The 26,785-nt window shown below is 64.2% G+C and carries 21 protein-coding genes; 9 read left to right on the top strand and 12 right to left on the bottom strand.

The features are described 5' to 3' along the window. Positions 1-38: 38 nt before the first annotated feature. From IGX34_RS11630 to ndk, 4 genes are read right to left on the bottom strand one after another with little or no spacing between them, the layout of a single operon-like run. Positions 39-1,073: a helix-turn-helix domain-containing protein gene (locus IGX34_RS11630; RefSeq protein WP_225737401.1), complete on the bottom strand. Its 1,035-nt coding sequence runs from the start codon at positions 1,071-1,073 to the stop codon at positions 39-41. Further along, positions 1,070-1,864, bottom strand: coding sequence for a type IV pilus biogenesis/stability protein PilW (gene pilW / locus IGX34_RS11625; RefSeq protein WP_192555892.1), 795 nt, complete (start codon positions 1,862-1,864; stop codon positions 1,070-1,072). The genes IGX34_RS11630 and pilW overlap by 4 nt, the downstream gene beginning before the upstream one ends. Beyond that, positions 1,854-2,972, bottom strand: a complete 1,119-nt coding sequence (rlmN, locus tag IGX34_RS11620) for a dual-specificity RNA methyltransferase RlmN (protein WP_192555891.1) — start codon at positions 2,970-2,972, stop codon at positions 1,854-1,856. The genes pilW and rlmN overlap by 11 nt, the downstream gene beginning before the upstream one ends. An 11-nt stretch (positions 2,973-2,983) precedes the next feature. Continuing rightward, positions 2,984-3,409: a nucleoside-diphosphate kinase gene (gene ndk / locus IGX34_RS11615; RefSeq protein WP_192555890.1), complete on the bottom strand. Its 426-nt coding sequence runs from the start codon at positions 3,407-3,409 to the stop codon at positions 2,984-2,986. A gap of 263 nt (positions 3,410-3,672) precedes the next feature. Between ndk and IGX34_RS11610 the strand changes: the two genes are divergently transcribed. From IGX34_RS11610 to IGX34_RS11585, 6 genes are all read left to right on the top strand, one after another. Beyond that, on the top strand, positions 3,673-4,299 hold the full coding sequence (locus IGX34_RS11610; RefSeq protein ID WP_192555889.1) for a TetR/AcrR family transcriptional regulator: 627 nt from the start codon (positions 3,673-3,675) through the stop codon (positions 4,297-4,299). Between the two features lie 79 nt (positions 4,300-4,378). Then, positions 4,379-6,766: a 3-hydroxyacyl-CoA dehydrogenase/enoyl-CoA hydratase family protein gene (locus IGX34_RS11605; RefSeq protein WP_192555888.1), complete on the top strand. Its 2,388-nt coding sequence runs from the start codon at positions 4,379-4,381 to the stop codon at positions 6,764-6,766. 78 nt (positions 6,767-6,844) lie between these two features. Continuing rightward, positions 6,845-8,050, top strand: a complete 1,206-nt coding sequence (locus IGX34_RS11600; RefSeq protein WP_192555887.1) for an acetyl-CoA C-acyltransferase — start codon at positions 6,845-6,847, stop codon at positions 8,048-8,050. Positions 8,051-8,318: 268 nt separating this feature from the next. Further along, positions 8,319-9,761 (top strand): DHA2 family efflux MFS transporter permease subunit, encoded by a 1,443-nt coding sequence (locus IGX34_RS11595; protein WP_338015461.1) that lies wholly within the window; start codon positions 8,319-8,321, stop codon positions 9,759-9,761. A 103-nt stretch (positions 9,762-9,864) separates the two neighbouring features. Further along, positions 9,865-10,566, top strand: coding sequence for a pirin family protein (locus tag IGX34_RS11590; protein WP_192555885.1), 702 nt, complete (start codon positions 9,865-9,867; stop codon positions 10,564-10,566). 21 nt (positions 10,567-10,587) lie between these two features. After that, positions 10,588-11,595 carry an NAD(P)H-quinone oxidoreductase gene (locus IGX34_RS11585; RefSeq protein WP_425598786.1) on the top strand — a complete coding sequence of 336 codons (1,008 nt, stop codon included), beginning with the start codon at positions 10,588-10,590 and terminating at the stop codon, positions 11,593-11,595. Between the two features lie 64 nt (positions 11,596-11,659). On the opposite strand, the gene IGX34_RS11580 is transcribed toward IGX34_RS11585, so the two are convergent. Together IGX34_RS11580 and IGX34_RS11575 are read right to left on the bottom strand one after the other, a co-directional pair. Then, positions 11,660-12,001 (bottom strand): hypothetical protein, encoded by a 342-nt coding sequence (locus tag IGX34_RS11580; RefSeq protein ID WP_192555884.1) that lies wholly within the window; start codon positions 11,999-12,001, stop codon positions 11,660-11,662. A gap of 135 nt (positions 12,002-12,136) precedes the next feature. Then, a complete protein-coding gene (locus tag IGX34_RS11575; protein ID WP_225737400.1) occupies positions 12,137-12,976 on the bottom strand; it encodes a response regulator in 840 nt (279 codons plus the stop codon). Here IGX34_RS11575 and IGX34_RS11570 point away from each other — a divergent pair. Beyond that, positions 12,969-13,613: a response regulator gene (locus IGX34_RS11570; RefSeq protein ID WP_192555883.1), complete on the top strand. Its 645-nt coding sequence runs from the start codon at positions 12,969-12,971 to the stop codon at positions 13,611-13,613. The two genes, IGX34_RS11575 and IGX34_RS11570, sit on opposite strands and share 8 nt — an antisense overlap. An 8-nt stretch (positions 13,614-13,621) precedes the next feature. Here the strand turns inward: IGX34_RS11570 and epmA are convergent, their stop codons facing one another. After that, positions 13,622-14,587 carry an EF-P lysine aminoacylase EpmA gene (gene epmA / locus IGX34_RS11565; RefSeq protein WP_192555882.1) on the bottom strand — a complete coding sequence of 322 codons (966 nt, stop codon included), beginning with the start codon at positions 14,585-14,587 and terminating at the stop codon, positions 13,622-13,624. Between the two features lie 6 nt (positions 14,588-14,593). Then, positions 14,594-16,981, bottom strand: a complete 2,388-nt coding sequence (gene ligA, locus IGX34_RS11560; protein ID WP_192555881.1) for an NAD-dependent DNA ligase LigA — start codon at positions 16,979-16,981, stop codon at positions 14,594-14,596. A 168-nt stretch (positions 16,982-17,149) separates the two neighbouring features. Between ligA and IGX34_RS11555 the strand changes: the two genes are divergently transcribed. Continuing rightward, on the top strand, positions 17,150-18,604 hold the full coding sequence (locus IGX34_RS11555; RefSeq protein WP_192555880.1) for an MFS transporter: 1,455 nt from the start codon (positions 17,150-17,152) through the stop codon (positions 18,602-18,604). Between the two features lie 44 nt (positions 18,605-18,648). Then, positions 18,649-19,833, top strand: a complete 1,185-nt coding sequence (locus IGX34_RS11550; protein ID WP_192555879.1) for a cation:proton antiporter — start codon at positions 18,649-18,651, stop codon at positions 19,831-19,833. Here the strand turns inward: IGX34_RS11550 and IGX34_RS11545 are convergent. Genes IGX34_RS11545 through IGX34_RS11530 form a run of 4 tightly spaced genes read right to left on the bottom strand, consistent with a single transcriptional unit; the run spans position 19,830 to position 26,758 of the window. Next, on the bottom strand, positions 19,830-21,242 hold the full coding sequence (locus IGX34_RS11545) for a cryptochrome/photolyase family protein (protein WP_192555878.1): 1,413 nt from the start codon (positions 21,240-21,242) through the stop codon (positions 19,830-19,832). The two genes, IGX34_RS11550 and IGX34_RS11545, sit on opposite strands and share 4 nt — an antisense overlap. Positions 21,243-21,282: 40 nt before the next feature. Then, positions 21,283-24,324 carry an efflux RND transporter permease subunit gene (locus tag IGX34_RS11540; RefSeq protein ID WP_192555877.1) on the bottom strand — a complete coding sequence of 1,014 codons (3,042 nt, stop codon included), beginning with the start codon at positions 24,322-24,324 and terminating at the stop codon, positions 21,283-21,285. Further along, on the bottom strand, positions 24,321-25,397 hold the full coding sequence (locus IGX34_RS11535) for an efflux RND transporter periplasmic adaptor subunit (RefSeq protein WP_192555876.1): 1,077 nt from the start codon (positions 25,395-25,397) through the stop codon (positions 24,321-24,323). Before IGX34_RS11535 ends, IGX34_RS11540 begins: the two co-directional genes overlap by 4 nt. Beyond that, entirely contained in the window at positions 25,394-26,758 is a 1,365-nt protein-coding gene (locus tag IGX34_RS11530) for a TolC family protein (RefSeq protein ID WP_338015457.1), read from the bottom strand. The genes IGX34_RS11535 and IGX34_RS11530 overlap by 4 nt, the downstream gene beginning before the upstream one ends. Between the last annotated feature and the right edge of the window lie 27 nt (positions 26,759-26,785).

Genomic DNA, 26,785 nt, shown 5'->3' with positions numbered 1-26,785 from the left:
GAGCGAGGGGACTCGCCGACCGCCCCGTCCCCCGCGCTTCAGGCACCCGTGGGGGCAGCCTTGCCGTCCTGAATATCGACGCGGAAATGCGCCACATTGGAGTGCCGGTAGGGATCCAGCCCCAGCGGTTGGCCGTCGACGTTTACCTGCGCGCCGGTGGCATTGCCAATGCGTACTTCGAGCGGCTGGTCGCTGCGGTAGGTCTTGGACGTGCCGGCCGGCAGCAGGCCATATTCCAGGCGCGAACCATCCTTGCCGATGACTTCCACCCAGCTGCTGTTGGGCAGGCTGAGCGTCAGGCTGTGACTGCCGCTGCCGATCGTGCCCGCATTGGTGGCGCTGGCAGCTGGCGTGATGCTGGTGTCGCTATCCAGGCTCGGCACCGGCACCATCGAGGCAAGCAACGGCTGCTGTTCGAGCACGCGCGGCGCAGAAGCAGCCGGCGCCGGCGTCGACGCCTGGGCCAGCGCGGCAGTGTTGGCCGCCGGTATTTTCACGATGCTGCTGGAACTGGCCGATGCCGGCGGCGGCGCATCCTGTTGCGCTACCGGTGCCGCGTCCAGCGGAGCCAGGTGGCTCATGTCGTGCGTCAGCGTGCCGCGCATGCCCAGCCATACGGTGGGTACGGCGATCACCAGGGTCAGGATTACGTAGGTAGCTGCGGTGGCGTAGCGATCCAGCAGATAGCGCGAATGCGAGACGCCGCCGGTTGCCACCAGCGGCGGCTGGCTCGGCGTGAGGCGGCCGACGGCAGCCTCGGTTTCCGCGTCGTCGATATCGAGATAGCGCGCGTACTTGCGGATGTAACCGCCGAGGTAGACCTGATAATCGATGGCCTGGAACTCGCTGTTCTCGAGTTGGCGCAGCACGCGCACCGGCAGGCGCAGCGCGTGGCCGCAGGCTTCGATGTCCAGGCCGCGGGCCTCACGTACGGCGCGCAGGCGCGAACCGAAACCGGGCGCCTCGTTGAAACGGAATTCGGCAGTGTTCTCTTCCATGTTCACTGCGGTCTTGACGGGTGTGGCGGAGGTTGCTTCCTCCTGCCCGTCCGGATTGGACTGCTCGGAAATCATGGGCGTGCGTTTTGATTGAGGGCCTGCGCCTGTTCCGAATCCGGGAACTGGCTGACTAGCCGTTTGACATAGTTTTGGGCGGAGTCCGTGTTGCCCATGTGCGATTCGATTTCATAGCCAAGCTTCAGCGATTCGGGACTCGCCTGCCCCAGCGCATCGAAGCGCTGCATGAAGGCACTGGCATGGAAGTAGTCGTGATTGAGGTACAGCGCGTTGGTCAGCTGCAACAGGGCCGTGGCGTTGCCCGGATTGCGCTGCGTCGCCTGGCGGAAGCTGCCCAGCGCACTCGCGCGATCGCCCATCTGCAGCTGGCAGATGCCCTGGTTGGTGAGCGCGACGTCCGGCGTCTGGTAGAACGGGTCGGCCACGGCCTTGGCGAAATAGCCCAGCGACTCCTGCGCCTTGCCTTCGTGGCACAGGAACTGGCCCAGGTTGTTGTTGGTATCGCCCTTGTCCGGCTGCAGTTCGACCGCCTTGCGGTAATGGATTTCCGCATTCGGCAGGTCGTTGATGCGCTCGTAGATATAGGCCATCACCGTCTGCGCCGGAACGTAGGTCGGATCCTCGTTGACGGCGAGCTTCACCTTCTCCAGTGCGCCCTGGAGATTGTTGATGTCGATGTAGTGCTGCGCGAGGCGCGTATGCACGTCCGCCGCACTCTGCGCCTTCTGCGCCTTGGTTTCCTGCGGCAGCTTGGGATCGGCCGGTGGCGGCGGAATCACCGGCCCGCGATGGCAGCCGGCAATCAGCAACATCGCGCAAAGGCCCGGCAGGAAACGATCACGCCGCATGTGCTGCATCCTCGGCCAGGCGTTTCTGGAATTCGGCCTGACGACGCGTGCGATCGAGCACCTGGCCTTTCAACTGGCCGCAGGCAGCATCGATATCGTCGCCGCGGGTGCGGCGCAGCATGGTCAGGATGTTGGCGTTGAGCAATTGCGTCTGGAAGGCGCGGATCACATCCGGCTCCGAACGCTCGAAGCGCGTACCCGGGAACGGGTTGAACGGAATCAGATTGACCTTGCAGGTGGGCAGCCGGCGCATGAACTTGATCAGCTGGCGCGCATGTTCGGGCTGGTCGTTCACGCCCTTCATCAGCGTGTACTCGAAGGTGATCGAGGTGCGCGGCTTGCGCGCGATCCAGCGCTGGCAGGCGGCCACCAGTTCGGCGATCGGATAACGCTTGTTGAGCGGCACCAGTTCGGTGCGCAGCTCGTCGTTGGCCGCATGCAGCGACACGGCCAGCGATACGTCGATGGTTTCGGAAAGCTTGTCGATCATCGGCACCAGGCCGGCGGTCGACAGCGTGACGCGCTTGGAGGCGAGGCCGAAACCCAGATCGTCGCGCATCAGGCTCATCGCCTTGACGACGTTGTCGAAATTCAGCAGCGGCTCGCCCATGCCCATCATCACCACGTTGGTGATGCGGCGGTTCTGGTGCGTGATGTTGCCCAGGTATTTGGCGGCAACCCACATCTGGCCGATGATTTCGGAGGTGGCCAGGTTGCGGTTGAAACCCTGCGTGGCGGTGGAGCAGAACTGGCAGTTCAGACCGCAACCCACCTGCGAGGACACGCATAGCGTGCCGCGGGTGGGCTCCGGGATGTAGACCGCTTCGACGGCGTTGCCGCCGTCCATGCCGAGCAGCCACTTATGCGTGCCGTCGGCGGCGCCCTTGTCGAACATCGTCTTGGGCGCACCGACGTAGCACGAGGCCTCGAGCTTGGCGCGCAGCGCCTTGCCCACATCGGTCATGTTTTCGAAGTTGTCTTCCAGATGGTGGTAGATCCACTTCATCACCTGCTCGGCGCGGTACGGCTTCTCGCCGAGCTGCGCGAAAAACTCGCGCAGCCCCTGGCGATCGAAATCGAGCAGATTGACTTTTTCCACCTGGCTCACGGCATCACATCTCAGCGCGGAAACACTTCGGTCGCGGCGAAGAAATAGGCGATTTCGACTGCGGCCGTTTCGGCGGCATCGGAACCGTGCACGGCGTTTGCATCGATCGAATCGGCAAAGTCGGCGCGGATCGTGCCCGGCGCGGCATCCTTCGGATTGGTCGCGCCCATCAGCTCGCGATTCTTCAGGATCGCGTTTTCGCCCTGCAGCGCCTGGATCATGACCGGACCGGAAATCATGAATTCAACCAGCGCGTTGAAGAACGGACGCTCGCTGTGCACCGCGTAAAAGCCTTCCGCTTCTTTGCGCGAAAGATGCTTCATCTTGGCGGCCACGACCTTCAGTCCGGCCTTCTCGAAGCGGGCATAGATTTCACCGACCACGTTCTTGGCGACGGCATCGGGTTTGATGATGGAAAGGGTGCGCTCCAGCGCCATACGGTCTGCTCCGGGTATGCGGATTATTTTTAGTGGGCGGCCCTGGCATGGACGCCAGTGGAATGTAGAACTAAATACGCCGCGAAATGCGGATTTAGCGCACGAAAGTTTGACAGATTCTAGCCCATAAGCAACCCCGCCTGACGGCTTGGCAGCGCCGTTCGCCCCACCTGGACCCCCACCCCCGGCAGGCCGGACAAAACGATCGTTTGACTCGTCCCGATCGCCCCGCGTATGCTCAAACGATCGTTTGATTCGATGGGATGGGCGATACCGTGAACAGCTCCGCATCCACCAAGGAACGCATCCTCACCGCCGCCGAGGCACTGTTCGCCCAGCGCGGTTTCGAAGGTGCCTCGCTGCGCCAGCTGACCGCCGCCGCCGGGGTGAACCTGGCCGCGGTGAACTACCACTTCGGCTCCAAGGACAACCTGGTCGAAGAGGTATTCAAGCGCCGCCTGGACCAGCTCAACGCGCGCCGGCTGGCCGCGCTGAAGCAGGCGTCCGGACAGGCCGAGACGGACCTGGAAGCCGTGCTGGACGCCTTTATCCGCCCCGCCCTGGAGCTCTCCCACGAAGGCGGCGCCGGCCTGTTCATGCGGGTGCTGGCCCGCGCCTTCGCCGAGCATGACGACAGCCTGCGCAAGTTCCTTTCGGACAATTACGGCCATGTGATGCGCCAGTTCACCGCCGAATTCGCCCGCCTGCTGCCCCAGCTCAGCAAAGAGGAGCTGTACTGGCGGATCGACCTGGTCACCGGCGCCCTCACCCACGCCATGTCCGGCTTCGGCATCATCCAGCGCAAGAGCGACGTCAGCGAGACCATCCATCGCGAGCAGACCATTGCCCATCTGGTCCGCTTTTCCGCCGCCGGCCTGCGCGCACCCTGATTTCCTGTCATGGGGCGGCCATGGCCGCCCCTCATCTTTTGTTCCCCCCCTGTTTGCATTCGTACCCACGGAGAAGCCAATGACCGCTCCATCTTCATCGAAGCCAGCGCTACGCATCCGCAAAGCCGCGGTGCTGGGCGCCGGCGTCATGGGCGCGCAGATCGCCGCGCACCTGACCAACGCAAACGTCGAGACCGTGCTGTTCGACCTGCCGGCGAAGGAAGGCCCCAAGAGCGGCATTGCCCTGAAGGCGATCGAGAACCTGAAGAAGCTGTCGCCGGCCCCGCTGGCCGACAGCAGCCGCGCCGCCGCCATCATCCCGGCCAACTACGACGACGATCTGCAGCACCTGCAGGACGTGGACCTGGTGATCGAGGCGATCGCCGAACGCATGGACTGGAAGCTGGATCTGTACAAGAAGATCGCGCCGCATGTGTCCAAGACCGCCGTGCTGGCCAGCAATACCTCGGGCCTGTCGATCAACGGCCTGGCCGAAGCCCTGCCCGAACAGCTGCGCCACCGCTTCACCGGCGTGCATTTCTTCAATCCGCCGCGCTATATGCACCTGGTCGAGCTGATTCCGACCAAGCTGACCGATCCGGGCGTGCTTGAAGGCCTGGAAGCCTTTCTGACCACCACGGTCGGCAAGGGCGTGGTCTATGCCAAGGACACCCCGAACTTCATCGGCAACCGCATCGGCGTGTTCTCGATGCTGGCCACCATGCATCACACCGAGCAGTTCAAGCTCGGCTTCGATACCGTCGACGCCCTGACCGGCCCGGCCGTGGGCCGCCCCAAGAGCGCCACCTACCGCACCGCCGACGTGGTGGGCCTGGACACCATGGCGCACGTGATCAAGACCATGGCCGACACCCTGGCCGACGATCCCTGGCACGCATACTTCAAGGCGCCGGCGTGGCTGAGCGGCCTGATCGAACAGGGCGCACTGGGCCAGAAGACCGGCGCCGGCTTCTATCGCAAGGCCGGCAAGGACATCGTGGTGCTGGACGTGGCCAAGCGCGACTACCGCCCGTCCGAGCAGAAGGCCTCCGATGAGGTGTCCGCGATTCTCGCCATCAAGGACCCGGCCGAGAAGTTCGGCAAGCTGCGCGCCTCCAGCGATCCGCAGGCGCAGTTCCTGTGGGCCACCTTCCGTGACCTGTTCCATTACACCGCCTATCACCTGGCCGATATCGCCGACACCGCCCGCGACGTCGACTTCGCCATCCGCTGGGGCTACGGCTGGAAGCTCGGCCCGTTCGAGACCTGGCAGGCTGCCGGCTGGCAGCAGGTGGCCGGCTGGATCGCCGAAGACATCGCCGCCGGCAAGGCCATGAGCAAGGCGCCGCTGCCGGCGTGGGTTACCGACGGCCGCAACGGCGTGCATGGCAAGAGCGGCTCCTACTCCGCCGCCGACAAGACCGACAAGCCGCGCTCGCAGCACCCGGTCTACCAGCGCCAGCTGTTCCCCGATCCGATCCTGGGCGAGAAGTTCGACCAGGGCAGCACGGTATGGGAAAACGATGGCATCCGCCTGTGGACGCTGGGCGATGACGGCGTCGGCATCATCTCGTTCAAGACCAAGATGCATACGGTCAACGACCAGGTGCTCGACGGCATCCAGCACGCCATCGGCGTGGCCGAGGAGCAACTCAAGGCGGTGGTGATCTGGCAGACCGGCGAACCGTTCTCCGCCGGCGCCGATTTGAAGGGCGCGCTGGGCCTGCTGCAGGCGGGCAAGTTCGACGACTTCCGCGCCATGGTCGCCAACTTCCAGCGCACCAGCATGCGCATCAAGCATGCGCTGGTGCCGGTGGTGTCGGCGGTGCGCGGTCTCGCGCTGGGCGGCGGCTGCGAATTCCAGATGCATTCGGCCCGCACGGTGGCCGCGCTGGAAAGCTATATCGGCCTGGTCGAGGCCGGTGTGGGCCTGCTGCCGGCCGGCGGCGGCCTGCATGAGTTGGCGGTGCGCGCGGCGCAGGCCAATCCGGCCGATCCGTTCGAGGCGTTGAAGAAGGTGTTCGAGACGGTGGCGATGGCCAAGGTTTCCGCCAGCGCGCTGGACGCCAAGCAACTGGGCCTGCTGCGCGACAGCGACGTGGTGGTGTTCAACCCGTACGAACTGCTTTACGTGGCCAAGAAGGTGGCGCTGTCGCTGGCCGATAGCGGTTATCGCCCGCCGCTGTACAACCGCAATGTGCCGGTCGCCGGCGATGTGGGCACGGCCACGTTCAAGGCCTCCCTGGCCAATCTGCAGGCCGGCTATTTCGCCTCCGAGCACGATGTGGCGATCGCCACGCGCATCGCCGACACGCTGTGCGGCGGCGCGATCGAGCGCGGTTCGCTGGTCGACGAAGAGTGGCTGCTGGAACTGGAGCGCAAGCATTTCGTGGAGCTGGCGCAGACCGAAAAGACCCAGGCACGCATCGCGCACACGATGACCACCGGCAAGCCGCTGCGCAATTGATGCCCGCCAGCCGGCCACTGACCTAACCAACATCAAGCGGCGTCGCTGCGCATCGCGCGACGCCACGGAGCCAAGACCATGACCAAGCAAGTGCAAGACGCCTACATCGTCGCCGCCACCCGCACCCCGGTGGGCAAAGCGCCGCGCGGCGTATTCCGCAATACCCGTCCGGACGACCTGCTCGCCCACGTGATCCGCGCCGTGATGGCGCAGGCGCCGGGCATCGACCCGCACCGCATCGGCGACGCCATCATCGGCTGCGCCATGCCCGAGGCCGAGCAAGGCATGAACGTGGCGCGCATCGGCGTGCTGCTGGCCGGCCTGCCCGACACCGTGCCGGGCGTGACCATCAACCGCTTCTGCTCCTCCGGCCTGCAGGCCGTGGCGATGGCGGCCGACCGCATCCGCCTGGGCGAGGCCGACCTGATGCTGGCCGGCGGCACCGAGAGCATGAGCATGGTGCCGATGATGGGCCACAAGGTGGCCATGAACCCGGCCATCTTCGACAACGAACACATCGGCATCGCCTACGGCATGGGCATTACCGCCGAGAACGTGGCCAAGCAGTGGAAGGTGTCGCGCGAAGCACAGGATGCCTTTGCCGCGCAAAGCCACGAGCGCGCCCTCGCCGCGATCAAGGCCGGCGAATTCAAGGATGAAATCAGCCCGTTCAAGCTCGACGACCATTACCCCGACCTCGCCTCGCGCGGCATCAAGACCGACAGCCGCCTGATCGATACCGACGAAGGCCCGCGCGCCGGCAGCACGCCCGACGTACTGGGCAAGCTCAAGACGGTGTTCCGCAACGGCCAGTTCGGCGGCAGCGTCACCGCCGGCAACTCTTCGCAGACCTCCGACGGCGCCGGCGCCGTGCTGCTGGCCAGCGAGCAAGCGATCAAGGATTACGGTCTCACGCCGCTGGCGCGTTTCGTCGGCTATTCGGTGGCCGGAGTGCGTCCGGACATCATGGGCATCGGCCCCAAGGAAGCGATTCCGAAGGTGCTCAAGCAGACCGGCATCACCCAAGATCAACTGGACTGGATCGAACTCAACGAAGCCTTCGCCGCGCAGGCGCTGGCGGTGATCGGCGATCTGGGCCTGGATCCGTCCAAGGTGAATCCGCTGGGCGGCGCCATCGCGCTTGGCCATCCGCTGGGCGCCACCGGCGCGGTTCGCGTCGCCACCCTGCTGCACGGCCTGCGCCGCCGCAAGCAGAAGTACGGCATGGTGACCATGTGCATCGGCACCGGCATGGGCGCGGCAGGTATTTTCGAAGCGCTCTAAGTTCCGCGTCATTGTTCCGCGTGAAAAACGGCGCCTGCCAGCAGGCGCCGTTTTTCGTGCAGCGTTCATCGCCGGAATCGCTACGCATGAATCAACGGGAACAAACGTGACGACTCGCCCTTGTAACAACTTTCTAACAGGCGAATAATAACGTTGCTGCGACGCACAACCCTGGTGCATCGCCGTTTCGAGCGTTCTCGTTGATCCTGGCGTCGGCCCTGACGCAGGCGAAGTTGCGCTCGCCCAGGAAACTTTCGTGTCTGTGCCGATCGAGGAAAAGGTGGACGCTCCGGTGGCATCCCAACCGGCGGCGCCCGATTACCGCACTATTTCCCTGATCGTCGGTTGCGCCATCTTCCTCGAACAGATGGACGGCACCGTGCTGGCCACCGCGCTGCCGACCATGGCCCGCGATTTCGGCGTCACCGCACCGGCGATGAGCGTGGCGGTGACCAGCTACCTGCTCGCGCTGGCGATCCTGATTCCGGTCAGCGGCACCATCTCCGATCGCTTCGGCACCAAACGCGTGTTCAACAGTTCGATGGTGGTGTTCATCATCGGCTCGATCCTGTGCTCGCTCACCCACAGCCTGCCGGCGATGGTCGCCGCACGGCTGTTGCAAGGCACCGGCGGCGCCATGATGGGGCCGGTGGGACGCCTGATCATCTTGCGCACGGTGGAACGCCGCCACCTGGTGTCGTCCATGATGTGGACCCTGATCCCAGCCGTGCTGGGCACCATGGCCGGGCCGCCCCTGGGCGGTTTTATCGTGCAATACCTCGACTGGCGCTGGATCTTCTATATCAACTTGCCGATCGGCGTGATCGGGTACTGGCTGGTACGCAGGTATGTTCCCGTCATCCCGAGTTCGTGCAAGCCCGCGCCGTTCGACTGGCTGGGTTTTGCGTTATGCAGTATCGGCCTGGGCTGCCTGTTGTTCGGGCTGGAAAGCTTTGGCGAAAACACCGATCTGCGTAACGCCTTCCTGCTGGTGGCGGTGGGCGCGGCGGCATGCCTGGCTTACGTCAGGCATGCCAAACGACGCACCCATCCGGCGGTGGACCTGACCCTGCTGCGCATCGACTCGTTTCGCCTGTCGGTGATCTCCGGAGCGCTGATGCGCATCACCCAGGGGGCGCAGCCGTTCCTGCTGCCGCTGCTGCTGCAGATCGGCCTGGGCTTTTCAGCCCTGCATAGCGGACAGCTCATTCTGGCGATCTCGCTTGGCGCGTTGCTGGCCCGCGCGCTTACCACGCGCCTGCTGCGCTGGATCGGCTTTCGTCGAGTCATGGTCTACAACGGCGTGCTGGCCAGCCTGAGCTATGCGGTATGCGCATTTTTCCAGGCGGACTGGCCGTTCTGGCTGATGTTCGGACTGCTGATGGCGTGCGGCATCGTGATGTCGATCCAGTTCACCGCCTACAACACGATTGCCTACGAGGCGGTGCCGACCGATCGGATGAGCGCGGCCAACAGCTTCTATTCCACCTTGCAGCAGCTGATGCTGTCGATAGGCGTGTGCTGCGGGGCCTTGATCCTCAAAGTCGCCATGGCGGCAAGCCACAACAGCGAGCCCAGCCGGCTCAATTTCTCGGCAGCCTTCCTGATCGTTACGCTGATTTCGCTTAGCTCCACCCGCTGGCACCGTGCCTTTGCGCACGATGCGGGGCATGAGATGAGCGGGCACCAGCGCCGCGTCGGCGACCACTGAAGCGAGCGAACCTCAGGGACACACTGTTTCTCTGATGACAGTTCTCTAACCCAGGCAGCGGTCTTATCTTGGGCGCCATCCGAACTTCCCATCAGGTGCTTCCATGATCGAACGGCGTGCTTTCGACAGCTTGGGTGGAGCCGACCACGGCTGGCTCAAGGCCAAGCATCACTTTTCCTTTGCCGGCTACAACGACAGCGGGCGCATGGGCTGGGGCGCGCTGCGCGTGTGGAACGACGACACCATCGCCGCCCAGACCGGTTTCCCGCCGCATCCGCACGCGGATATGGAAATCATCACCTATGTGCGCGAAGGCGCCATCACGCATCGCGACAGCCTTGGCAACCAGGGACGTACCGAAGCGGGCGACGTACAGGTGATGAGCGCAGGCAGCGGCATCACGCATAGCGAATACAACCTCGAAGCGGGCAACACGCGCATCTTCCAGATCTGGATCATTCCCGACGCGCGCGGCGGTGCCCCGTCCTGGGGCGCCAAGCCGTTCCCCGCCGGCGAACGCTCGGGGCGCTTTATCGCACTGGCCAGCGGCTTTCAGGAAGACAGCGATGCCCTGCCCCTGCGCACGAATGCGCGCGTACTGGGCGCCACACTCAAGGCCGGCGAAAGCGCCCGCTACACGATGGAAAAAGATCGCTACGCCTATTTGGTGCCCGCCAAAGGCAGCGTGGAGATCAACGGTGTGCATCTGGATGCGCGCGACGGCGCAGCCATTCGCGACGAGACAGTGCTGGAAGTGAAAGCGCTGGAAGACGCCGAGCTGGTGCTGGTGGACTCTGCACGCTGAGGTAACACGGGAACCGCCAGCATGACCGGCATGCGAGCGATTGAAATCAGTCATCCTGGCGGTCCCGACGTGTTGCGCCTGGTCGAACGCGAGATACCGCAACCAGGGCCGGGCGAAGTGTTGATCAAGGTGGCCGCGTCGGGCGTCAATCGTCCCGACGTGTTCCAGCGCATGGGCAACTACGCACCGCCGCCCGGCGCTTCCGACCTGCCGGGACTGGAGGTGGCGGGCGAACTGGTAGACGGCGATTTCAGCAGCCAGAACCCGCTGGGCCTGCAACGTGGCGGCCAGGTCTGTGCCTTGCTGACCGGCGGCGGCTATGCCGAATACGCGGTAGCGCCGCTATCGCAGTGTCTGCCCGTACCCGAAGGCTTGAGTCTGATCGAAGCCGCTTCGTTGCCGGAAAACTACTTCACCGTGTGGAGCAATGTGTTCGATCGCGGCCGGCTGGGGCAGCACGACGATGGCACGCCGGAAAGCCTGTTGGTGCAAGGCGGCTCCAGCGGCATCGGCGTCACCGCGATCCAGCTGGCGCACGCACTGGGCCATCCCGTGTTCGCCACCGCCGGCAACGATGAAAAATGCCGCGCCTGCGAAGCACTCGGTGCCCGCGCCATCAACTACAGGACGGAAGACTTTGTCGAACGGGCCAAAGCATGGACCGACGGCCGCGGCACCGATGTGATCCTGGATATGGTCGCCGGCGACTATGTGGCGCGCGAACTCGACGCTCTGGCCGAAGATGGACGGCTGGTCATCATCGCCACGCTGGGCGGCAACCAGTCGCGCATCGATGCGCACATGGTGATGCGGCGCCGGCTGCACATCACCGGATCGACCTTGCGCGCCCGCTCCGTGGCATTCAAGGCCGCCATCGCCAGCCAGCTTCATCAGCATGTATGGCCGCTGTTCGCCGAACGTCGCCTGCGGCCGGTAATCCACGAAGTATTTGCGCCAGAAGATGCCGGGCGTGCCCATGCCGTGATGGAAAGCAGCGCGCACGTTGGAAAGCTGGTCCTGTGCTGGTAATACAAGTTCGAATAAATGCCCTTTCGCTGCCAAGGCAGCCACCGCACGTCAATACATACAGACCCTACTGCTTGCGTGGCCGTCCCTTTTTCTTGTTCTGCGCCATGTAGGCCGCGGCCGACTCGGCAACCTGCCGCACGCAAGGATCCGCTGAATCCCGGCATCGCCGCATCAACTCATCAGCAATGCCTTTCTGTCGCTGCGGAGAAACGTAGATGAAGGCGTTGAAGCTTTTCCGGAATGCTTCGCGCTGAGCCTGGTCGAGGGCATTGAAGCGCGACAGCACGGCAAAAGCGCGGTCGTCATATTTGTTGAAGCTATCGATGAAGGCATCGCGCTTCTTCTCGGGCAGCGCGCTGAAATCAAGCAGCGCCGCCGAAACGGCATCGTCGTACGGGTAATCCATAAGGCCCTTGGTGCATGGAAGGCCCGCGAAAATCGGCCTTGAACGAATACAAGGCTACCCGTGGACACCACTCCTAGCTATTCTCGGAATACGCGGATTGGGCACGGCACATGTGCCGATGTTATGTAAGCGAATTCACACATCGCTGTCATCGCGACTGGCATTTCTGCGCGCTATCTGCGATGCCTGCACCAGCCCCTTGGCCTGCGCATAGCGGAAGATATCGGCATCGTGCTTCAAGCCGAGCTTCTTCATCGCCGCCACTTTCTGTGCGCTGATGGTTTTATTGCTGCGCCCGGCGCGGGCGCCGATCTCGGAGATGGTCAAGCCCTCGGCGTACATGCGCAGCACTTCGGCTTCGCGCTTGCTGAGCTTGACCGCTTGCTCGGTGTTTCCCGGTGCTGCCGGCGCCGGCGCGGCCAGTTGGCTGTTCTTCAACGGAGATAGATAGCGACCGCCCAGCTGCGCCATGCGAATGGCGGTTTCAACTTGTCCCAGATCATCCGCCTTGCTGACTACACCGCTGGCACCTACGTCCATGATGCCCTTGATGACTTCACTGTTTTCGATACCGGTGAACACCACCAGCTTGATGTGGGGAAAACGTCGTTTCAGGAAACGCAGCAGGGCCAGGCCATCGCCATAACGCCCTCCCGGCATCGAAAAATCAGTCACGACCACATCGCAGGCCGATTTGCCGAGCAGATCGACCAATTGCGTGGAATCGGTGACCATGCCGACCACCGTGATACCTGCGGCCCTGGATAACAACAGGCCCATCCCCGCCAGCATGGTAGGGTGGTCATCCGCTACGGCTACCCTTATGTTCAATCCAGGCTCCTTGGATCCAAACCCTTTTGCGGTGCTTAAACTAACATAGGCCTCGATATTCGGCCTGAGCGCTGTACTACGATAAACCACCGCTTCCAAGCGTTTCTTCGCCACTTTGTAAACGGGCACGACCAGGATGGACAACCGTATTCGCGTTGCCTTGGCCGATGATCATCCGGTGATCCGGCTGGGCATCGAGGCCACTCTCGACGACACTCCCACCGTGCAGCGGATCGGCTCGGCCGTCGACTCCACCGAGCTGATCGCCCTGCTCGATTCACAAGCCTGTGACATTCTCATCACCGACTACGCCATGCCCGGCGGCCATTACGGCGACGGCCTGGAGCTGATGGGCTTCCTGCGCGAGCGTTATCCGCAGCTGGGCATCATCGTGATCACCGGCATGGACCATACCGTGCTGATCCGCAGCCTGCAGGCCTGCGGCGTCGACGCCATTCTCAGCAAGGGCGATGACATGGCGCATCTGCGCAGCGCCGTGCAGGCGGTGCACAGCAAGCGCAAATACTTCTCGCCGCGCGTGGCCAAGGTGGTGAAGACGCTGTCGTCCACGGGCTCTTCACATCTGTCGCCGCGCGAGCTGGAAGTGATCAAGCTGTATGTCAGCGGCACCCCGATCAACACCATTGCGGAAAAACTCGAGCGCAGCAAACAGACCATCAGCACGCAGAAGGTCAACGCCATGCGCAAGCTCGGCATCGAGACGGATGCGGAGCTGTTCAAGTACGCGCTTGAGCTGGGCCTGATCCACAAGGTGGACTGAGCCCGGCATCAGGCCTGGGCGAACGGAAACGCCAGTACATCGCCGATGCGGTCCGTGCCGGACAGGCACATCAGCAGCCGTTCGATTCCCACCGCCACACCCGCGCAATCGGGCATTTTGCCGAGCACGGCCAGCAGTTGCTCGTCGATGGGCATTTCGCGCAGGCCGCGCTCGCGCCGCCGCGCATTGTCGCGCTCGAAACGGCTGCGCTGTTCCTGCGCGTCATTGAGCTCGTGATAGCCATTGGCCAGCTCGTGCGGACCTAGATAAAGCTCGAAGCGTTCCGCCAGCGGCGGGGCGCCCGGTCGGATCCGCGCCAAGGCAGCCTGACTGGCCGGATAATCATGGATCACGGTAATCCGGTCGCGCGGAAAATTCGGCTGCAGCTTGTGGGTAATCAGCAGATCGAGCCAGTCGTCGCGCGTGAGTCCTACCGGATCGATGTGGTACTGCGCCAGCGGCGCGCGCAAGGCATCGACCGGGGCATGCAGCGGATCGAGGCCCAGTTCATCGAGGAAAAACTGCCGGTAGCCCTCGATCAATACTTCCGCCCGGCGGCTGACCATCGCCAGCGCCGACTCGACCAGCGCAATGGTTTCTTCCATCAGCTGCCGATGGGTCCAGCCGACCCGGTACCACTCCAGCATGGTGAATTCGGGATTGTGCCGCTCCCCTGCTTCGCCATTGCGAAATACGCGCCCAAGCTCGTAGCAATCGCCCACGCCATCGGCCAGCAGGCGCTTGAGCGGATGCTCCGGCGAGGTGCGTAGCCAGCGTTCGCGGGCACCGGCGTCCACGTGCCCATGGAAGGGGGCGCTGAAGCTCTCGATATTCGGATCGGTATTACCGGCCGCGGAGAGGATCGGGGTTTCCACTTCCAGCACGCCACGCTCGGCAAAGAACGCGCGGATCAGCGCATACAGCTGCGCCCTTGCCTGCAGACGCTGACGGAACGGCTTGACGATGCTGTCCATGGCGAATCAGACCCCGTGCCGCTTGAACAGATCGAGCAGGCGCGCTTCATCCCATACCTCAACGCCCAACTCCTGCGCCTTGTCCAGCTTGGAACCCGCCGCTTCGCCGGCCACCACGAAACTGGTTTTCTTGGATACGCTGCCGGCCACTTTGGCGCCCAGCGCTTCGAGCTTTTCCTTCGCTTCGTCGCGTCCCATGCCGGACAAGGTGCCGGTAAGCACCGCGGTTTGGCCGCTCAATGGCAGTGCCTCTTCGGCGCTGGCGTTCGGCGTCGCAGCGAGCAGGCGATGCATGGCGTGCTCGGCCTCCTGCAAGCCGGCGCGGCGCCCATCATCGGCAAGCGCATCGTCCAGGCTGAGCGTGGCGTTCTGCGGCAAACCGGCCGTGACCCAATGCGCACTGCCGGCCGCATGCAGCTTGCTGATGCTGGGAAAGTGCGTCGCCAGCAGTTCCGCATTGCGGCGGCCGATGCCGTTGATACCGGCATCTTCCAGCAGCAAAGCCAAGCTCAACGTCTGATGCAGGCGCGGCGACGGATCGGCCTCGTCGCTCAGCACGATCCCCTCGTCCAGCAAGGCATCCACCACCGCGCAGTTGCCTTCCTGGCGGAAGAAGGCGGCGATCGATCCGGCCACCTCGCCGCCGATATCTGGCAGTTCGCGCAGAATCGCCGCCGGCATGCTGCGCACCCATTCCAGCCGTCCCAGCCAGCTGGCCAGGGTCTTGGCCGTGCTTTCGCCGATATGCACGATGCCCAGCGCATAGAGAAAGCGCGCCAAGGTGGTTTTCTTGCTGGCCTCGATCGCCTCGACCAGGTTTTCCGCCCACTTGGTGGCGATCTTGCCGGCCTTGACCGTTTCCGGCACGGTGCCGTCGCGCTCGTCGGCGCGCTGCTTCATTTCCAGGAAATGTTCGAGCTTGAGCTTGTACAAATCGGCCGGTGTATGCACGTAGCCGAAGTCGACCAGTGCATCGACAAAACGCTCGCCGATGCCTTCGATATCCATCGCGCGGCGCGAGGCGAAGTGGATCACCGCCTCCTTGCGCTGCGCGGGGCAGATCAGGCCGCCCGAACAACGCCAGGCCGCTTCGCCCTCTTCGCGCACCAAAGCGGAATCGCACACCGGGCAATGCGTGGGCATCTGCCACGGATGCGTGGTGGCCGGGCGGCGTTCGAGGATGACACGCACCACTTCCGGAATCACATCGCCTGCTCGGCGCACGATCACGGTATCGCCCACGCGTACATCCAGCCGCGCTACCTGATCGGCATTGTGCAAGGTGGCATTGGTGACGGTGACGCCGGCTACCTGCACCGGTGCCAGCCGCGCCACTGGCGTGGCCGCGCCGGTGCGGCCGATCTGGATCTCGATCGCATCGACCGTCGTGCTCTGCTCCTGCGCCGGGAATTTATGTGCGATGGCCCAGCGCGGTGCGCGCGCCACAAAACCCATGCTGCGCTGGCCGGCGTAGTCGTCCAGCTTGTAGACCACACCATCGATGTCGTAAGGCAGGCGCTCGCGTTTGGCGCCGATGCGCTTGAAATAGTCGATCAGTCCGTCGAATCCCTCGGCCACGTCCACTTCGGCGGAAACCGGAAAACCCCACTCGCGCAATTTCTGCAGCGTCTTTGAATGCGTATCGGGCAGTTCGCCACCTTCCACCGCACCTACGGCATACGCATAGAAGCTGAGCTTGCGCCTGGCGGTGATTGCCGGATCGAGCTGACGCAAGGAACCGGCGGCGCCATTGCGCGGATTGGCCAGCGGTTTTTCGCCATGCTGCAGCGCGTGCGCATTGAACGCTTCGAAATCCTTGCGCAGCATGATCACCTCGCCGCGCACTTCCAGCACGCGCGGCCAACCCTCGCCGCGCAGGCGCAGCGGAATGGCACGCACGGTGCGCAAGTTGGCCGTCACGTCTTCGCCGGTTTCGCCGTCGCCGCGCGTCGCGCCCTGCACAAACACGCCGTTCTCATAGCGCAGGCTGATCGCCAGGCCATCCAGCTTGGGCTCCACCGAGAACACCGGATTGCGGCGCGCCAGCGTCTGCTCGATGCGCCGCTCGAATTCCGCCACTTCGCGGTAACGCTCGCGTTCGTTCTCGCCATCCTGTTCAAAAGCATTGCTCAGCGAGAGCATCGGCAAGGCATGCCGCACTTCGGCAAAACCACCGAGCGCACGCGCGCCGACCCGCCGAGTGGGCGAATCGGGCACGATCAGGTCCGGGTTTGCTGCTTCCAGCGCCTCAAGCTCGCGCATCAAGGCATCGTATTCGGCGTCGGGAATCTCCGGATCGTCGAGCACGTGATAGCGGTAATTCGCGTGCTCGATCTGCTTGTGCAGTACTTGCACACGTTGTGCGGGCGAAGGGGAGGCTGACGGTTTGCTCATGCGGGAAGTGTAACGATTCGTCCATGCGGGTTAAGAGGACAGGTGGCACGGAGACCTGCTCCCACGCCCCACCGTTATTGACGGCCTCGTCTGCGCTGCGTGAAATCGGGCTGACTTGGGCACGGACTGTTCCGGGCAAATAACTGCCATAACAGGTATCATAACGTCATGTCTTCGTCCCCTCCCGTCACCACCGCCGCCGCTGATGCGGCCGTCGCGGCGGGAGGCGGCAGCCCGTCGCGCGTGCGCTTTCGCGGGCTGATCTGGCTGGTTTCAGCGGCCTTTTTCATGCAGTCGCTGGATTCCACCATCGTCAATACGGCGGTGCCGGCGATTGCCTCTGCGCTGGGCGAGACGCCGCTGAACATGCGCAGCGCCTTGACCAGCTATGTGCTCACCCTGGCGATCCTGATCCCGGCCAGCCCCTGGCTGTGCGACCGTTTCGGCACGCGCCGGGTGTTCGGCATGGCGATCAGCGTATTCGCCATCGGCTCCCTGCTCTGCGGCATCTCCCACACGCTGACCGAACTGGTGCTTGCACGCGTGCTGCAGGGCTGCGGCGGCGCGGCGCTGATGCCGGTGGGCCGGTATGTACTCGTGCGCACGATCGACAAGCGCGATTTCGTGCAGGTGATGAGTACGGTGGCCACCTTCGGCCTGCTGGGCTCGGTGCTGGGACCGCTGCTGGGCGGCGCGCTGGTGGAATACACCAATTGGCGGCTGATCTTCCTGCTCAACGTGCCGGTGGGCATCGTGGGGCTCTGGCTCAACCAACGCGAAATGCCCGAATACCGCCTCGCCACCGCCAACCGCTTCGACCTGCTCGGCTTCCTGCTGTTTGCCGCAGCATCGGCACTGCTGCTGGCCGCTTCCGAATTCGCTTCCGACCAGAACATCCGCTGGAGCTGGATGGGTTCGCTGGTGGCGATGGCGCTGGTATTCGGCAGTGCCTATGTGTGGCACAGCCGGCGCACCGCTTATCCGGTGGCCGACCTGAGCCTGCTGCGCGTGCGCAGCGTGTGGGTGGCGCTGTCGGGCAACCTGCTGACGCGGCTGGGCGTGAGCGGCATGTTCCTGCTGATTGTGCTGTTTCTGCAGGTCGGCTGCGGCTGGTCGCCGCTGATGGCCGGCCTGATGATGGTGCCGCAGGCACTGGGCTCGATCAGCGCCAAGTGGCTGGTGAACCGCACGTTGATCCGGCTGGGCTATCGCCGGCTGCTGTTCGGCAACACCTTGATCGTGGCCGTGCTGCTGGCCATGTTCGCCCTGCTCGGTCCGCATACGCCGATGCTGCTGATCGCCCTGCTGGTATTCGTCTACGGCGGCTTCATGGGCATGCAGTACACGGTGATGAACACGCTGGTGTACACCGACCTGGACGTGAAATACGCGTCGATGGCCTCGTCGATGGCATCCACTACGCAGTACCTGTCGATGAGTTTCGGCATCGCCCTGGCCACCCTCCTGATGCAGACCTTGCTGCACGGCCAGGGCAGCGGCGCCTATGTGGTGGCCTTCCGCTGGACCGTGATCGTGCTGGCGGTGATCACCGCGGTGGCCAGCCGCGTGTTCGCGCGACTTGAGAAAATTCCGGCGGCGGTAGCGGTGTCTTCGCCATCCTGAGCAAGTAGCATGGCCGGGCTGCTTATGATCGATGGACGCCGACCATGCACCATGCCAACGACATTCTGCTCTCGCTGTTTATCGTGTTCGTCGCCGCGCAGATCGGCGCGGAGATCGCACAGCGACTGAAGCTGCCCGGCGTGGTCGGCGAGATCGCCGCCGGCTGCGCGATCGGTCCATCGCTGCTCGGCTGGATTACGCCCGAACAGATCGTCACCGGCACGCCGCTCGATGTGCTGGCGGAAATCGGCGTGGTGCTGCTGCTGTTTTCGGTCGGCCTGGAAACACGGCTGGAAGACCTCAAAAAAGTCGGCCGTTCCGCCTTCCTGGTCGGCGTGCTGGGGGTGCTGCTGCCGTTCGCCCTGGGTGCCGCCTGGGCGCATGCGAGCGGCTTCGACTGGAGCAAGTCGCTGTTTGTCGCCGCCGCGTTCGTGGCCACCTCGGCCGGCATCACTGCGCGGGTATTGCAGGAACTGGGTGTGCTGCAGCGGGTGGAAAGCAAGGTGATCCTCGGTGCGGCGGTGATCGACGACATCCTGGCCATGCTGCTGCTCGGCGTGGTGGTATCGCTGCAGGGTGGCGGCGGTTTCAATCTTTCGCATCTGGTGATGGTGCTGGCCGGGGCGATCGGTTTTATCGCGGTCATCGGTTGGGGCGGTACGCGCGTGATGCGCTGGAATTCCAACTGGCTGGAAAAGCCGCGCCATGTGCATTCGCCGCTGCTGATCGTGCTGGCGCTGTGCCTGGGGTTGGCCTATGTGTCGACGCTGTTCGGCCTGGCCGCGATCATCGGCGCCTTCCTGGCCGGCATGATCGCGTCGGAAACACGCCAGCAGCACACGCTGGAGCAGCAGATCCAACCCTTGCTGTCCTTGCTGACGCCGTTCTTCTTCGTGCTTACCGGCAGCAAGATCGACCTGCATCAGCTGGCCAATGGCGATGCGCTGATCATGCTCGGAGTGGTCACCGTGATTGCGATCGTGTCGAAGCTGCTGGGCGGCTTTCTGGGTGCGCTTTCGCTCGGCCGCGCCGGCGCGACCATCGTGGGCTTCGGCATGGTGCCGCGCGGTGAAGTCGGCGTGGTGATTGCCAGCCTGGGCCTGGCTGCCGGGGTGTTCAGCGACCGGATGTACGCAATCATCGTGACGATGTCGCTGCTGACGGCGATGGTGACGCCGCCGATCCTGGCCTGGCTGCTGCGTCGTGGCGCAAGCCACGCCGACGCTTAGCGGCGCATCGCCTGATAGGCCGCCAGTGCGGCCTGGCGCGATTGGCCCAGATCGATCATGGGCGCCGGATACGCGCTGCGCTTGAGCAGGCTCTCATCCTTCCACGGTTCGTGCAGCAAGGCGTCGGGTGCCTTGCTCAGCTCCGGTAGCCAGCGCCGCAGATAAACACCCTTCGGATCGAACTTCTGCGCCTGCGTCACCGGATTGAAAACACGGAAGTATGGCGCCGCATCGGCTCCGCAACCCGCCACCCATTGCCAGCCCAGCGTGTTGTTGGCCAGATCCGCATCCACAAGTGTGTCCCAGAACCAGCGCGCACCGTGCAGCCAGTGCTGGCGCAGATTCTTGGTGAGGAAGCTGGCCACGATCATGCGCACGCGGTTATGCATCCAGCCGGTATGCCACAACTCGCGCATGCCGGCATCGACCAGCGGGATACCCGTGCGGCCCTGCTGCCAGCGCTGCAGCCATGCATCGCTGTCCTTCGACCACTTGAAACCGTCAAAGCGCGGATTGAAGTTGTCGGCAGGCGTTTTGGGAAAGTGATACAGCAAATAATGCGCGAACTCGCGCCAGCCCAGTTCGCGCAGATAGGGCTCCAGATCCGGACGGCGTTTCGCATCGCGTCGGCGCAGTCGTTCGACCAATCCGTGATGAATCTGCCCCGGCGTAATTTCGCCGAAATGAAGATGCGGCGACAGGCGCGAGGTTCCATGCCGGGCTGGCAGATCGCGCGCGGCAGCGTAGTCGCCAAGAGCATCGTCGGCGAACAGATCCAGCATGGCTTCGGCCCCCTGCTCGCCAGGGGTCCAGGCTTCGCGCATGCCGGCATCCCAGGCAATGCGCGGCAGCAGTTGCAGCGTATCCAGCGCAACGCTGCCTGCAGCCGGCAGCAGCGACAAGGCCGGCGTCGCCAGTGGTGGCGCGGCTTCGACCAGCGTGCGCAGTTTGCGCCAATACGGCGTGAACACGCGATACGGCTGCCCTTCCTGGGTGGCCAGCTGCCAGGGCTCCTGCCATAGCGCACCACCGCAGCTGTGCACGGTGATGCCGCGCTCGCGCAGCGCCGCCTTGATCTGCGTATCGCGCGCAATCGCAGCGGGTTCGTAGAGGCGGTTCCAGTAGACGGTATCGGCGCCGCTCTGCTGCAGCACATCGAGCAGTACCGGCAGGCTCTCGCCCTGGCGGATCTGCAGCGCGCCGTGATGCCGCCGCAAGGATTTATCCAGCGCTTGCAGGCTGTGATGCAGCCACCATCGACTGGCCGCACCCGGCGTCCACTCGCCCTCCTCCTGCGGCGCATGGATGTACAACGGCACGATGCCGTGGTGCGCGGCGCTTGCATGATGCAGCGCCGCGTTATCGGCAAGGCGAAGATCTCGGCGAAACCAGACGATGGCGTGACTCATGCCGGCAGTGTGACCGGCTTTGCCGCCCAGGCAAAGCGGATCAGCTGCTGCGCGCGCGCATCAGGCCCGCATACAGCACCGGCATCACCAACAGCACCAGCGGTACCTGCACCAGCAGGCCGGCGATGATCGCCACCGCCAGCGGCTGTTGCATCTGCGAGCCGCTGCCCAGTGCGAGCGCCAGCGGCGACAAGGTCAGGATCGCCGCCAGCGTGGACATCAGGATCGGCCGCGCACGATGCTGCGCTGCCGCCAGCAGGGCCTGATGCAACGGCAATTCGGCCGCCACACCCTCCAGTTCGGAAAAATAGAAGATGGCCACCTCGGTCACGATGCCGACGATCATGGTCATGCCCATCATGGCCGAGATATTCAGCTCGATACCGGTGAGCCACAGGCCGATAAACACCGCCCCCATCGCCAGCAGCGGCATCGCCAGAATGGCCAGCGCCACGCGGAAGCTCTCATACAGGAACAGCAACAAGGCGAAGATCAGGGCGATCGCCGCCAGCAGCACCACGCTAAGGCCGCGGAAAGCCTCCTGCTGCTGCTGATACAAGCCGCCGAGCTGGTAATACATACCCTTGGGCAGCAGCCCAGGCTTGGCCAGCATCGCTTTCACGTCGGCAATGGTGGCGCCCATGCTGCGCCCGCTGATGCGCCCGGTCACCGCCACCATGCGCTTGAGGTTGTTGCGGGTGATTTCCGGCTGGCCCTGTACGATCTGCAGGTTGGCCACTTGCGAAAGCGGCAATAGATGACCGTCCGCCGCGCGGATCGGCAACGCCGCCACCTGCTCCAGCTGCCGATATGAGGAAGCCGGCAAACGTACGCGCACACCGATCACCTTGCCCTGTGCCGGCAGCTGTGCGGCGACCGTGCCGTCGATCGCCGCGGTCACCTGGTCGGTGATACCGGCGGGATCGAGCCCCTGCAGCGCCGCCTTGGCCGGATCCACGCTCATGGTCAGCGCATCGCCGGCAGGATTGATGCCATTGAGCACGCCGTTGACGCCCTTGATCTTGGCCAGTGCATCGGCCACGTTCTGCGCGGTGCTGTTGAGCTGCTCCGCATCGTCGCTGTAGAGCTGGATCTCGATCGGCTGCGGCACCGCCACCAGGTCGCCGATCATGTCTTCCATCAGCTGCGAGACATCCACATCCAGGCCCGGCACCTTGGCCTGCGCCTGCTCGCGGATATCGTTCATCACTTCTTCGGTGGACGGGCGTGCGCCGTTTTTCAGGCGCACGAAGATATCGCCGGTATTTGCTTCGGTAAGACCATCGCCCAATTGCAGGCCGGTACGGCGCGAATAGGTATCCACATAGGGATTGGCGCGGATGATCGCCTCCACCTGATTGAGCAGCCGCCCGGTTTCTTCCAGCGAGGTGCCGGGCTTGGAAATGTAATCGAAAGTAAAACCGCCTTCGTCCATCACCGGCATAAAGCCCGTGCCGACATGGCTGTAGGCCAGCGCGCCCAGCCCGACCAGCGGCAGGACCAGCAGCAACAGCCAGAGCGGACGGCGTAGCCAGCGCTGCAGCACGCTGGCGTAGACGTGCGTAACGCGCTGCGAAAATCGGCCTGGCGTGTGCTCGGTGCGATGCTGCCGATCCAGCAGGCGCTCGGATAACAACGGCACCACAATCCAGGTCAGCAGATAGGAAATCACCAGCGCGCTGGCCATGGTCAGCGACAAGGCCTTGAAGAACGCGCCGGTAACGCCGGTAAGAAAAGCCAGCGGCAGGAAGATCACCACGGTCGCCGCGCTCGAACCGGTCAGCGGCCGGGTAAATTCCCGCGCCGCGCCGGCAATGCGCGCGCTGGCTTCACCCTGCACGCCCTGCACGCGCCGCACGATGTGCTCCAGCATCACGATCACATCGTCGATGATCAGGCCTACGGCGGCAGCCATGCCGCCCAGGGTCATCATGTTGAAACTCATGCCCAGCACGCGCAGCAGCAGCACGGTAATGGCCAGCACCGCCGGCACCACCAGCAAGGCAACCAGGATCACCCGTGTATTGCGCAGAAATACGAACAGCACCAGTCCGGCCAGCACAATACCGACCAGGATCGCATCGCGCACGCTGCCCGCCGCTCCGGTCACCAGTTGCGACTGGTCGTACCAGTTGGCGAGCTTCACCCCGGCCGGCATCTGCGCGGCGTAGTCCTGCAGCCGCTGCTTCACATCGCGCGCAATCTGCACGCTGTTACCGTCGGGCTGCTGGAAAATCTGCATCAGCACCGCGTCCTGGCCATCGGCGGTAACGCGGATCCATTGCGGCACGTGATCGAGCGTCACCGTAGCAATGTCGCCCAGGCGCACCACTCCATGACTGTCGGCACGCAGCACGATATTGCGCAGGGCTGCGACCGTGGCCGGCTGATTGTCGGCCAGCAACAAGTACAGCTTGTAGTGATCGGAAACATGCCCCATCGCCTGGATGGTGGCGGCATGGCTGACGGCCGTGGCCACGTCGACCAGGCTCAGATCCTGCGCGCGCAGGCGCGCTGGGTCGACGTCGGCGTGGAATTCGGCCACTTCACCGCCCTGCACGCCGACATGCGCGATGCCGGGAATGCTGCTGAGCAAGGGGCGCAGCTGATATTGCGCCAGGTCATACAGCGCGCTTGGCGACAAGCTATGCGAGCGCAGGCTGTAAGCCAGCATGGGATAGCTGGTGGGATCCATGCGCCGGCTGGTGAGCTTGGTTTCCGGCGGCAGTTCCGGCAATACCTGGCTCGCTGCGGCATTGATATCGCCCAGGGCGCGGCTCATATCCGTACCCCAATCGAAGCTGACCTCGATATCGGCGCTGCCGCGGCTGGTCGTGGAACGCACCTCGCGCACACCCGGCACGCGGCGCAGTGCATCTTCGATCGGCGTGGTGACGGCAATGGCCATCTGGTCGGCCGGACGATCGCCGGCATCCAGCGCCAGCTGCACACGCGGAAACTGCACATTCGGAAACAACGCCACCGGCATGAATACGGCACTGGCCACACCGCCGAGCGCCAGCATCAACACCAGGAACAACAGCGAGCGCCGATGGCGCTGCATCCATGCGGTGATGCTCACTTGGCCGGCTCCTGCTGCTCGCGCACGGCGTCGCCGTCGTTCAATTCGTAACTGCCGAGCACGATGATGCGCGTCTTGCCGTCGAGCGGACCTTGCACGCCGACCGTATCGCCCTCGGGGTGTTTCAGACTGACCGCGATCCGCCTGGCATGCGCATGATCCACCGCGTATACGTAATCGCCCTGGTCATCGTGCAGCACGGCATCGCGCGGCAACGCCCACGCGGTATAGCCGGCGGTTTCGATGCTGGCCTGCACCGCGGCACCTGCCACCCATGACGCGCTGGCCTGCGGCGGCAACGTCACCTGCACTGGCAGCAAATGCGTTTGCGCATCGACCGCCTGGCCAACCATCTCGACCCGGCCGTCATAGGTCTTGCCATCGCCGTACACGCTTTTCACCTGCACCGGCATGCCGGCCTGCAGACGCGCGGCGTCTTCAGGCTGCGCACCCAGGCGCGCAATCAAGCCGTGCGCCGGGGTAAAGGTCAGCAAAGATGCGGCGGCCTGGAAGCGGTCGCCCAGATTCACGCCGAGTGTGGTGACTACGCCGTCGGCGGGCGCGGCGATGGTTTCCTCGGCATCGCCGCCGCCCAGTGCACGTTGCGCATCCAGTGCGGTGCGCGCATCGTCCAGCGCCTTGCGTGCCGCCGCCAGTTGCGACTGCGTTGCCAGATGCTGCGCAGCCATCTGCTCGGTGCGTTGCAGTTCGCCAGTCGCCAGCGACAACCCGCTTTGCGCTTGCAGGTAGGTGTTGCGCGCCGCCGGATCGGGGGCAATGCGCAGCAGCACCTGTCCGCGTTTCACCACCTGGCCGGCGGCCACGTCGATGCCGGTGACCTGTCCGCCATGGCCCAGGCTGATGACGCTGCTGCGATGCGGATCTCCCACCGCGGCACCCCAGGCCTGCACCGTATCGTGGAAAGTCTGGTTGACGGGCGAGGTCGTGCTCACCAGCACCTGGCCACTCACGTCCGGCTTGTCGTCATCGTCGGCTGCACCGCCAGCGCTGCACCCAGCCAGCAAGGCAAGCAGCGCCATCGACATGGCGCAGGTCAGGAGCAATCGGTTCATGGTGTGGCTGCCGCTACGGAAGACGGTTGAAGATCGGTACTGCCAAGCAGGGTTTCCAGCGCAATCGCTTGCTGCGATTGCTGGTCGCGTGCGGCAATCGCATCCAGATCCGCGTTGAGTGCATTGGCACGGATGGACAGATACGTGGGCCAATCGAGCAAGCCGTGCTGCCATGCGTGTTCGGCTGCATCGCGGGCCTGGTCGAGCCGGGTCGCCTGTTGCTGTTGGCGCTCGCGCTGCTGCGCAAGGGTGTCCTGGTCGAGCAGCAGTTCGCGGATATCGTTGCGCGTGGCGAGCAGCCGATTCTCGTAGTCGTCCTTCAGCTGCTGCCGGGTAGCTTGCTCAATGGCGATATTGCCGCGGTTGCGATCGAACAAGGGCAAGGTCAGGCCGATATTGATGCCGCGCGAGCGCACGCCGGTGTTGTCGGTCTGCCGGTCCAGGCCGAAATTCAGCGCGGGGAACTGGGCGCGGATGGCGCCGCGCAACGTTGCCTCCTGCGCCTTGTAGCCGGCTTGCAGGGCGAGCAGGTCCGGACGTCGCCGCGGCAGCTCGTCCAAGGCGGCCTGTACCTGCCCGGGCGTAGGCGCAACCTCGAATGGCTCGCCAAGCAACGGCAACGGCGCATCGGGAGCAAAACCCAGCAGCACGCGCAGATCGTGTTCGGCCTGGTGCAGTTGAGTGGTGCAGTCGGCCAGGCGTTTGCCGGCATCGGCATAGGCCATCAAACCGGCGCTGGCGCCGTCATAGGTCAGATTGCCTCGCTGCAGCGCCTTGCTTACTTCGCCATCGACCACGGCCAGTGCATTTTGCTCGGCCGCCAGTTCGTGCTGTTGCGCGCGCAGCGAGGTGACCTGGTTGAACAGCAGGCGCGCCTGCGCAATGGTCTGCCACTCGGCCCACAGCAAATCCAGATTGACTTGCTCGGCCTGGCTGTTCGCAGCGGACTTGCGCAACGAGCGCAGCAGCAGGCTGCTGATGTCTTCGCTGATGCCGTAAGCGTAAGAAGTGGTGTATCCGGGCGCGGCATGATCCAGGAATTCCTGGTTGAGCGTGATCTGCGGATCGGGCAGCAGGCCAGCGGCAAACGCTTGCGCCCGGGCAATGCCGAGCTGATCGCGCAGCAGCTTCAGGTCTGGATTGTTGGCCACCGCGACCATCGCCACATCGGTGACATCCAGGCCATGCGAGGGATCGAAACGATGTTCGCGCAGTGCCGGCAGCGGCATCTGCGCGGTGCTGACGGAAAGTTGCGATGCATCGCGCGCACCCTGCCCGTCGCCCAGCGGCAGCGGCGAATACGTCGCACAACCTGCGCACAGCGACAGACATATCCACGCGCCCAGATGCCGCATGCGCATGCCATACCGCATTCCGTCATATGACCG

This window comes from Dyella acidiphila, from assembly GCF_014863405.1.
GTDB classification, from domain to species: domain Bacteria; phylum Pseudomonadota; class Gammaproteobacteria; order Xanthomonadales; family Rhodanobacteraceae; genus Dyella_B; species Dyella_B acidiphila.
This window is presented reverse-complemented; position numbering and strand designations above follow the sequence as displayed.

Bases quoted from the DNA above. Each gene is read 5' to 3' on its own strand.
- epmA (WP_192555882.1), bottom strand. From the start codon at position 14,587: ATGGACAGCATCGTCAAGCCGTTCCGTCAGCGTCTGCAGGCAAGGGCG.
- ligA (WP_192555881.1), bottom strand. From the start codon at position 16,981: ATGAGCAAACCGTCAGCCTCCCCTTCGCCCGCACAACGTGTGCAAGTA.
- ndk (WP_192555890.1), bottom strand. From the start codon at position 3,409: ATGGCGCTGGAGCGCACCCTTTCCATCATCAAACCCGATGCCGTCGCC.
- IGX34_RS11585 (WP_425598786.1), top strand. From the start codon at position 10,588: ATGACCGGCATGCGAGCGATTGAAATCAGTCATCCTGGCGGTCCCGAC.
- IGX34_RS11545 (WP_192555878.1), bottom strand. From the start codon at position 21,242: ATGAGTCACGCCATCGTCTGGTTTCGCCGAGATCTTCGCCTTGCCGAT.
- IGX34_RS11580 (WP_192555884.1), bottom strand. From the start codon at position 12,001: ATGGATTACCCGTACGACGATGCCGTTTCGGCGGCGCTGCTTGATTTC.
- IGX34_RS11600 (WP_192555887.1), top strand. From the start codon at position 6,845: ATGACCAAGCAAGTGCAAGACGCCTACATCGTCGCCGCCACCCGCACC.
- IGX34_RS11605 (WP_192555888.1), top strand. From the start codon at position 4,379: ATGACCGCTCCATCTTCATCGAAGCCAGCGCTACGCATCCGCAAAGCC.
- IGX34_RS11590 (WP_192555885.1), top strand. From the start codon at position 9,865: ATGATCGAACGGCGTGCTTTCGACAGCTTGGGTGGAGCCGACCACGGC.
- IGX34_RS11535 (WP_192555876.1), bottom strand. From the start codon at position 25,397: ATGAACCGATTGCTCCTGACCTGCGCCATGTCGATGGCGCTGCTTGCC.
- IGX34_RS11610 (WP_192555889.1), top strand. From the start codon at position 3,673: ATGGGCGATACCGTGAACAGCTCCGCATCCACCAAGGAACGCATCCTC.
- IGX34_RS11555 (WP_192555880.1), top strand. From the start codon at position 17,150: ATGTCTTCGTCCCCTCCCGTCACCACCGCCGCCGCTGATGCGGCCGTC.
- pilW (WP_192555892.1), bottom strand. From the start codon at position 1,864: ATGCGGCGTGATCGTTTCCTGCCGGGCCTTTGCGCGATGTTGCTGATT.
- IGX34_RS11630 (WP_225737401.1), bottom strand. From the start codon at position 1,073: ATGATTTCCGAGCAGTCCAATCCGGACGGGCAGGAGGAAGCAACCTCC.
- IGX34_RS11570 (WP_192555883.1), top strand. From the start codon at position 12,969: ATGGACAACCGTATTCGCGTTGCCTTGGCCGATGATCATCCGGTGATC.
- IGX34_RS11550 (WP_192555879.1), top strand. From the start codon at position 18,649: ATGCACCATGCCAACGACATTCTGCTCTCGCTGTTTATCGTGTTCGTC.
- IGX34_RS11530 (WP_338015457.1), bottom strand. From the start codon at position 26,758: ATGCGCATGCGGCATCTGGGCGCGTGGATATGTCTGTCGCTGTGCGCA.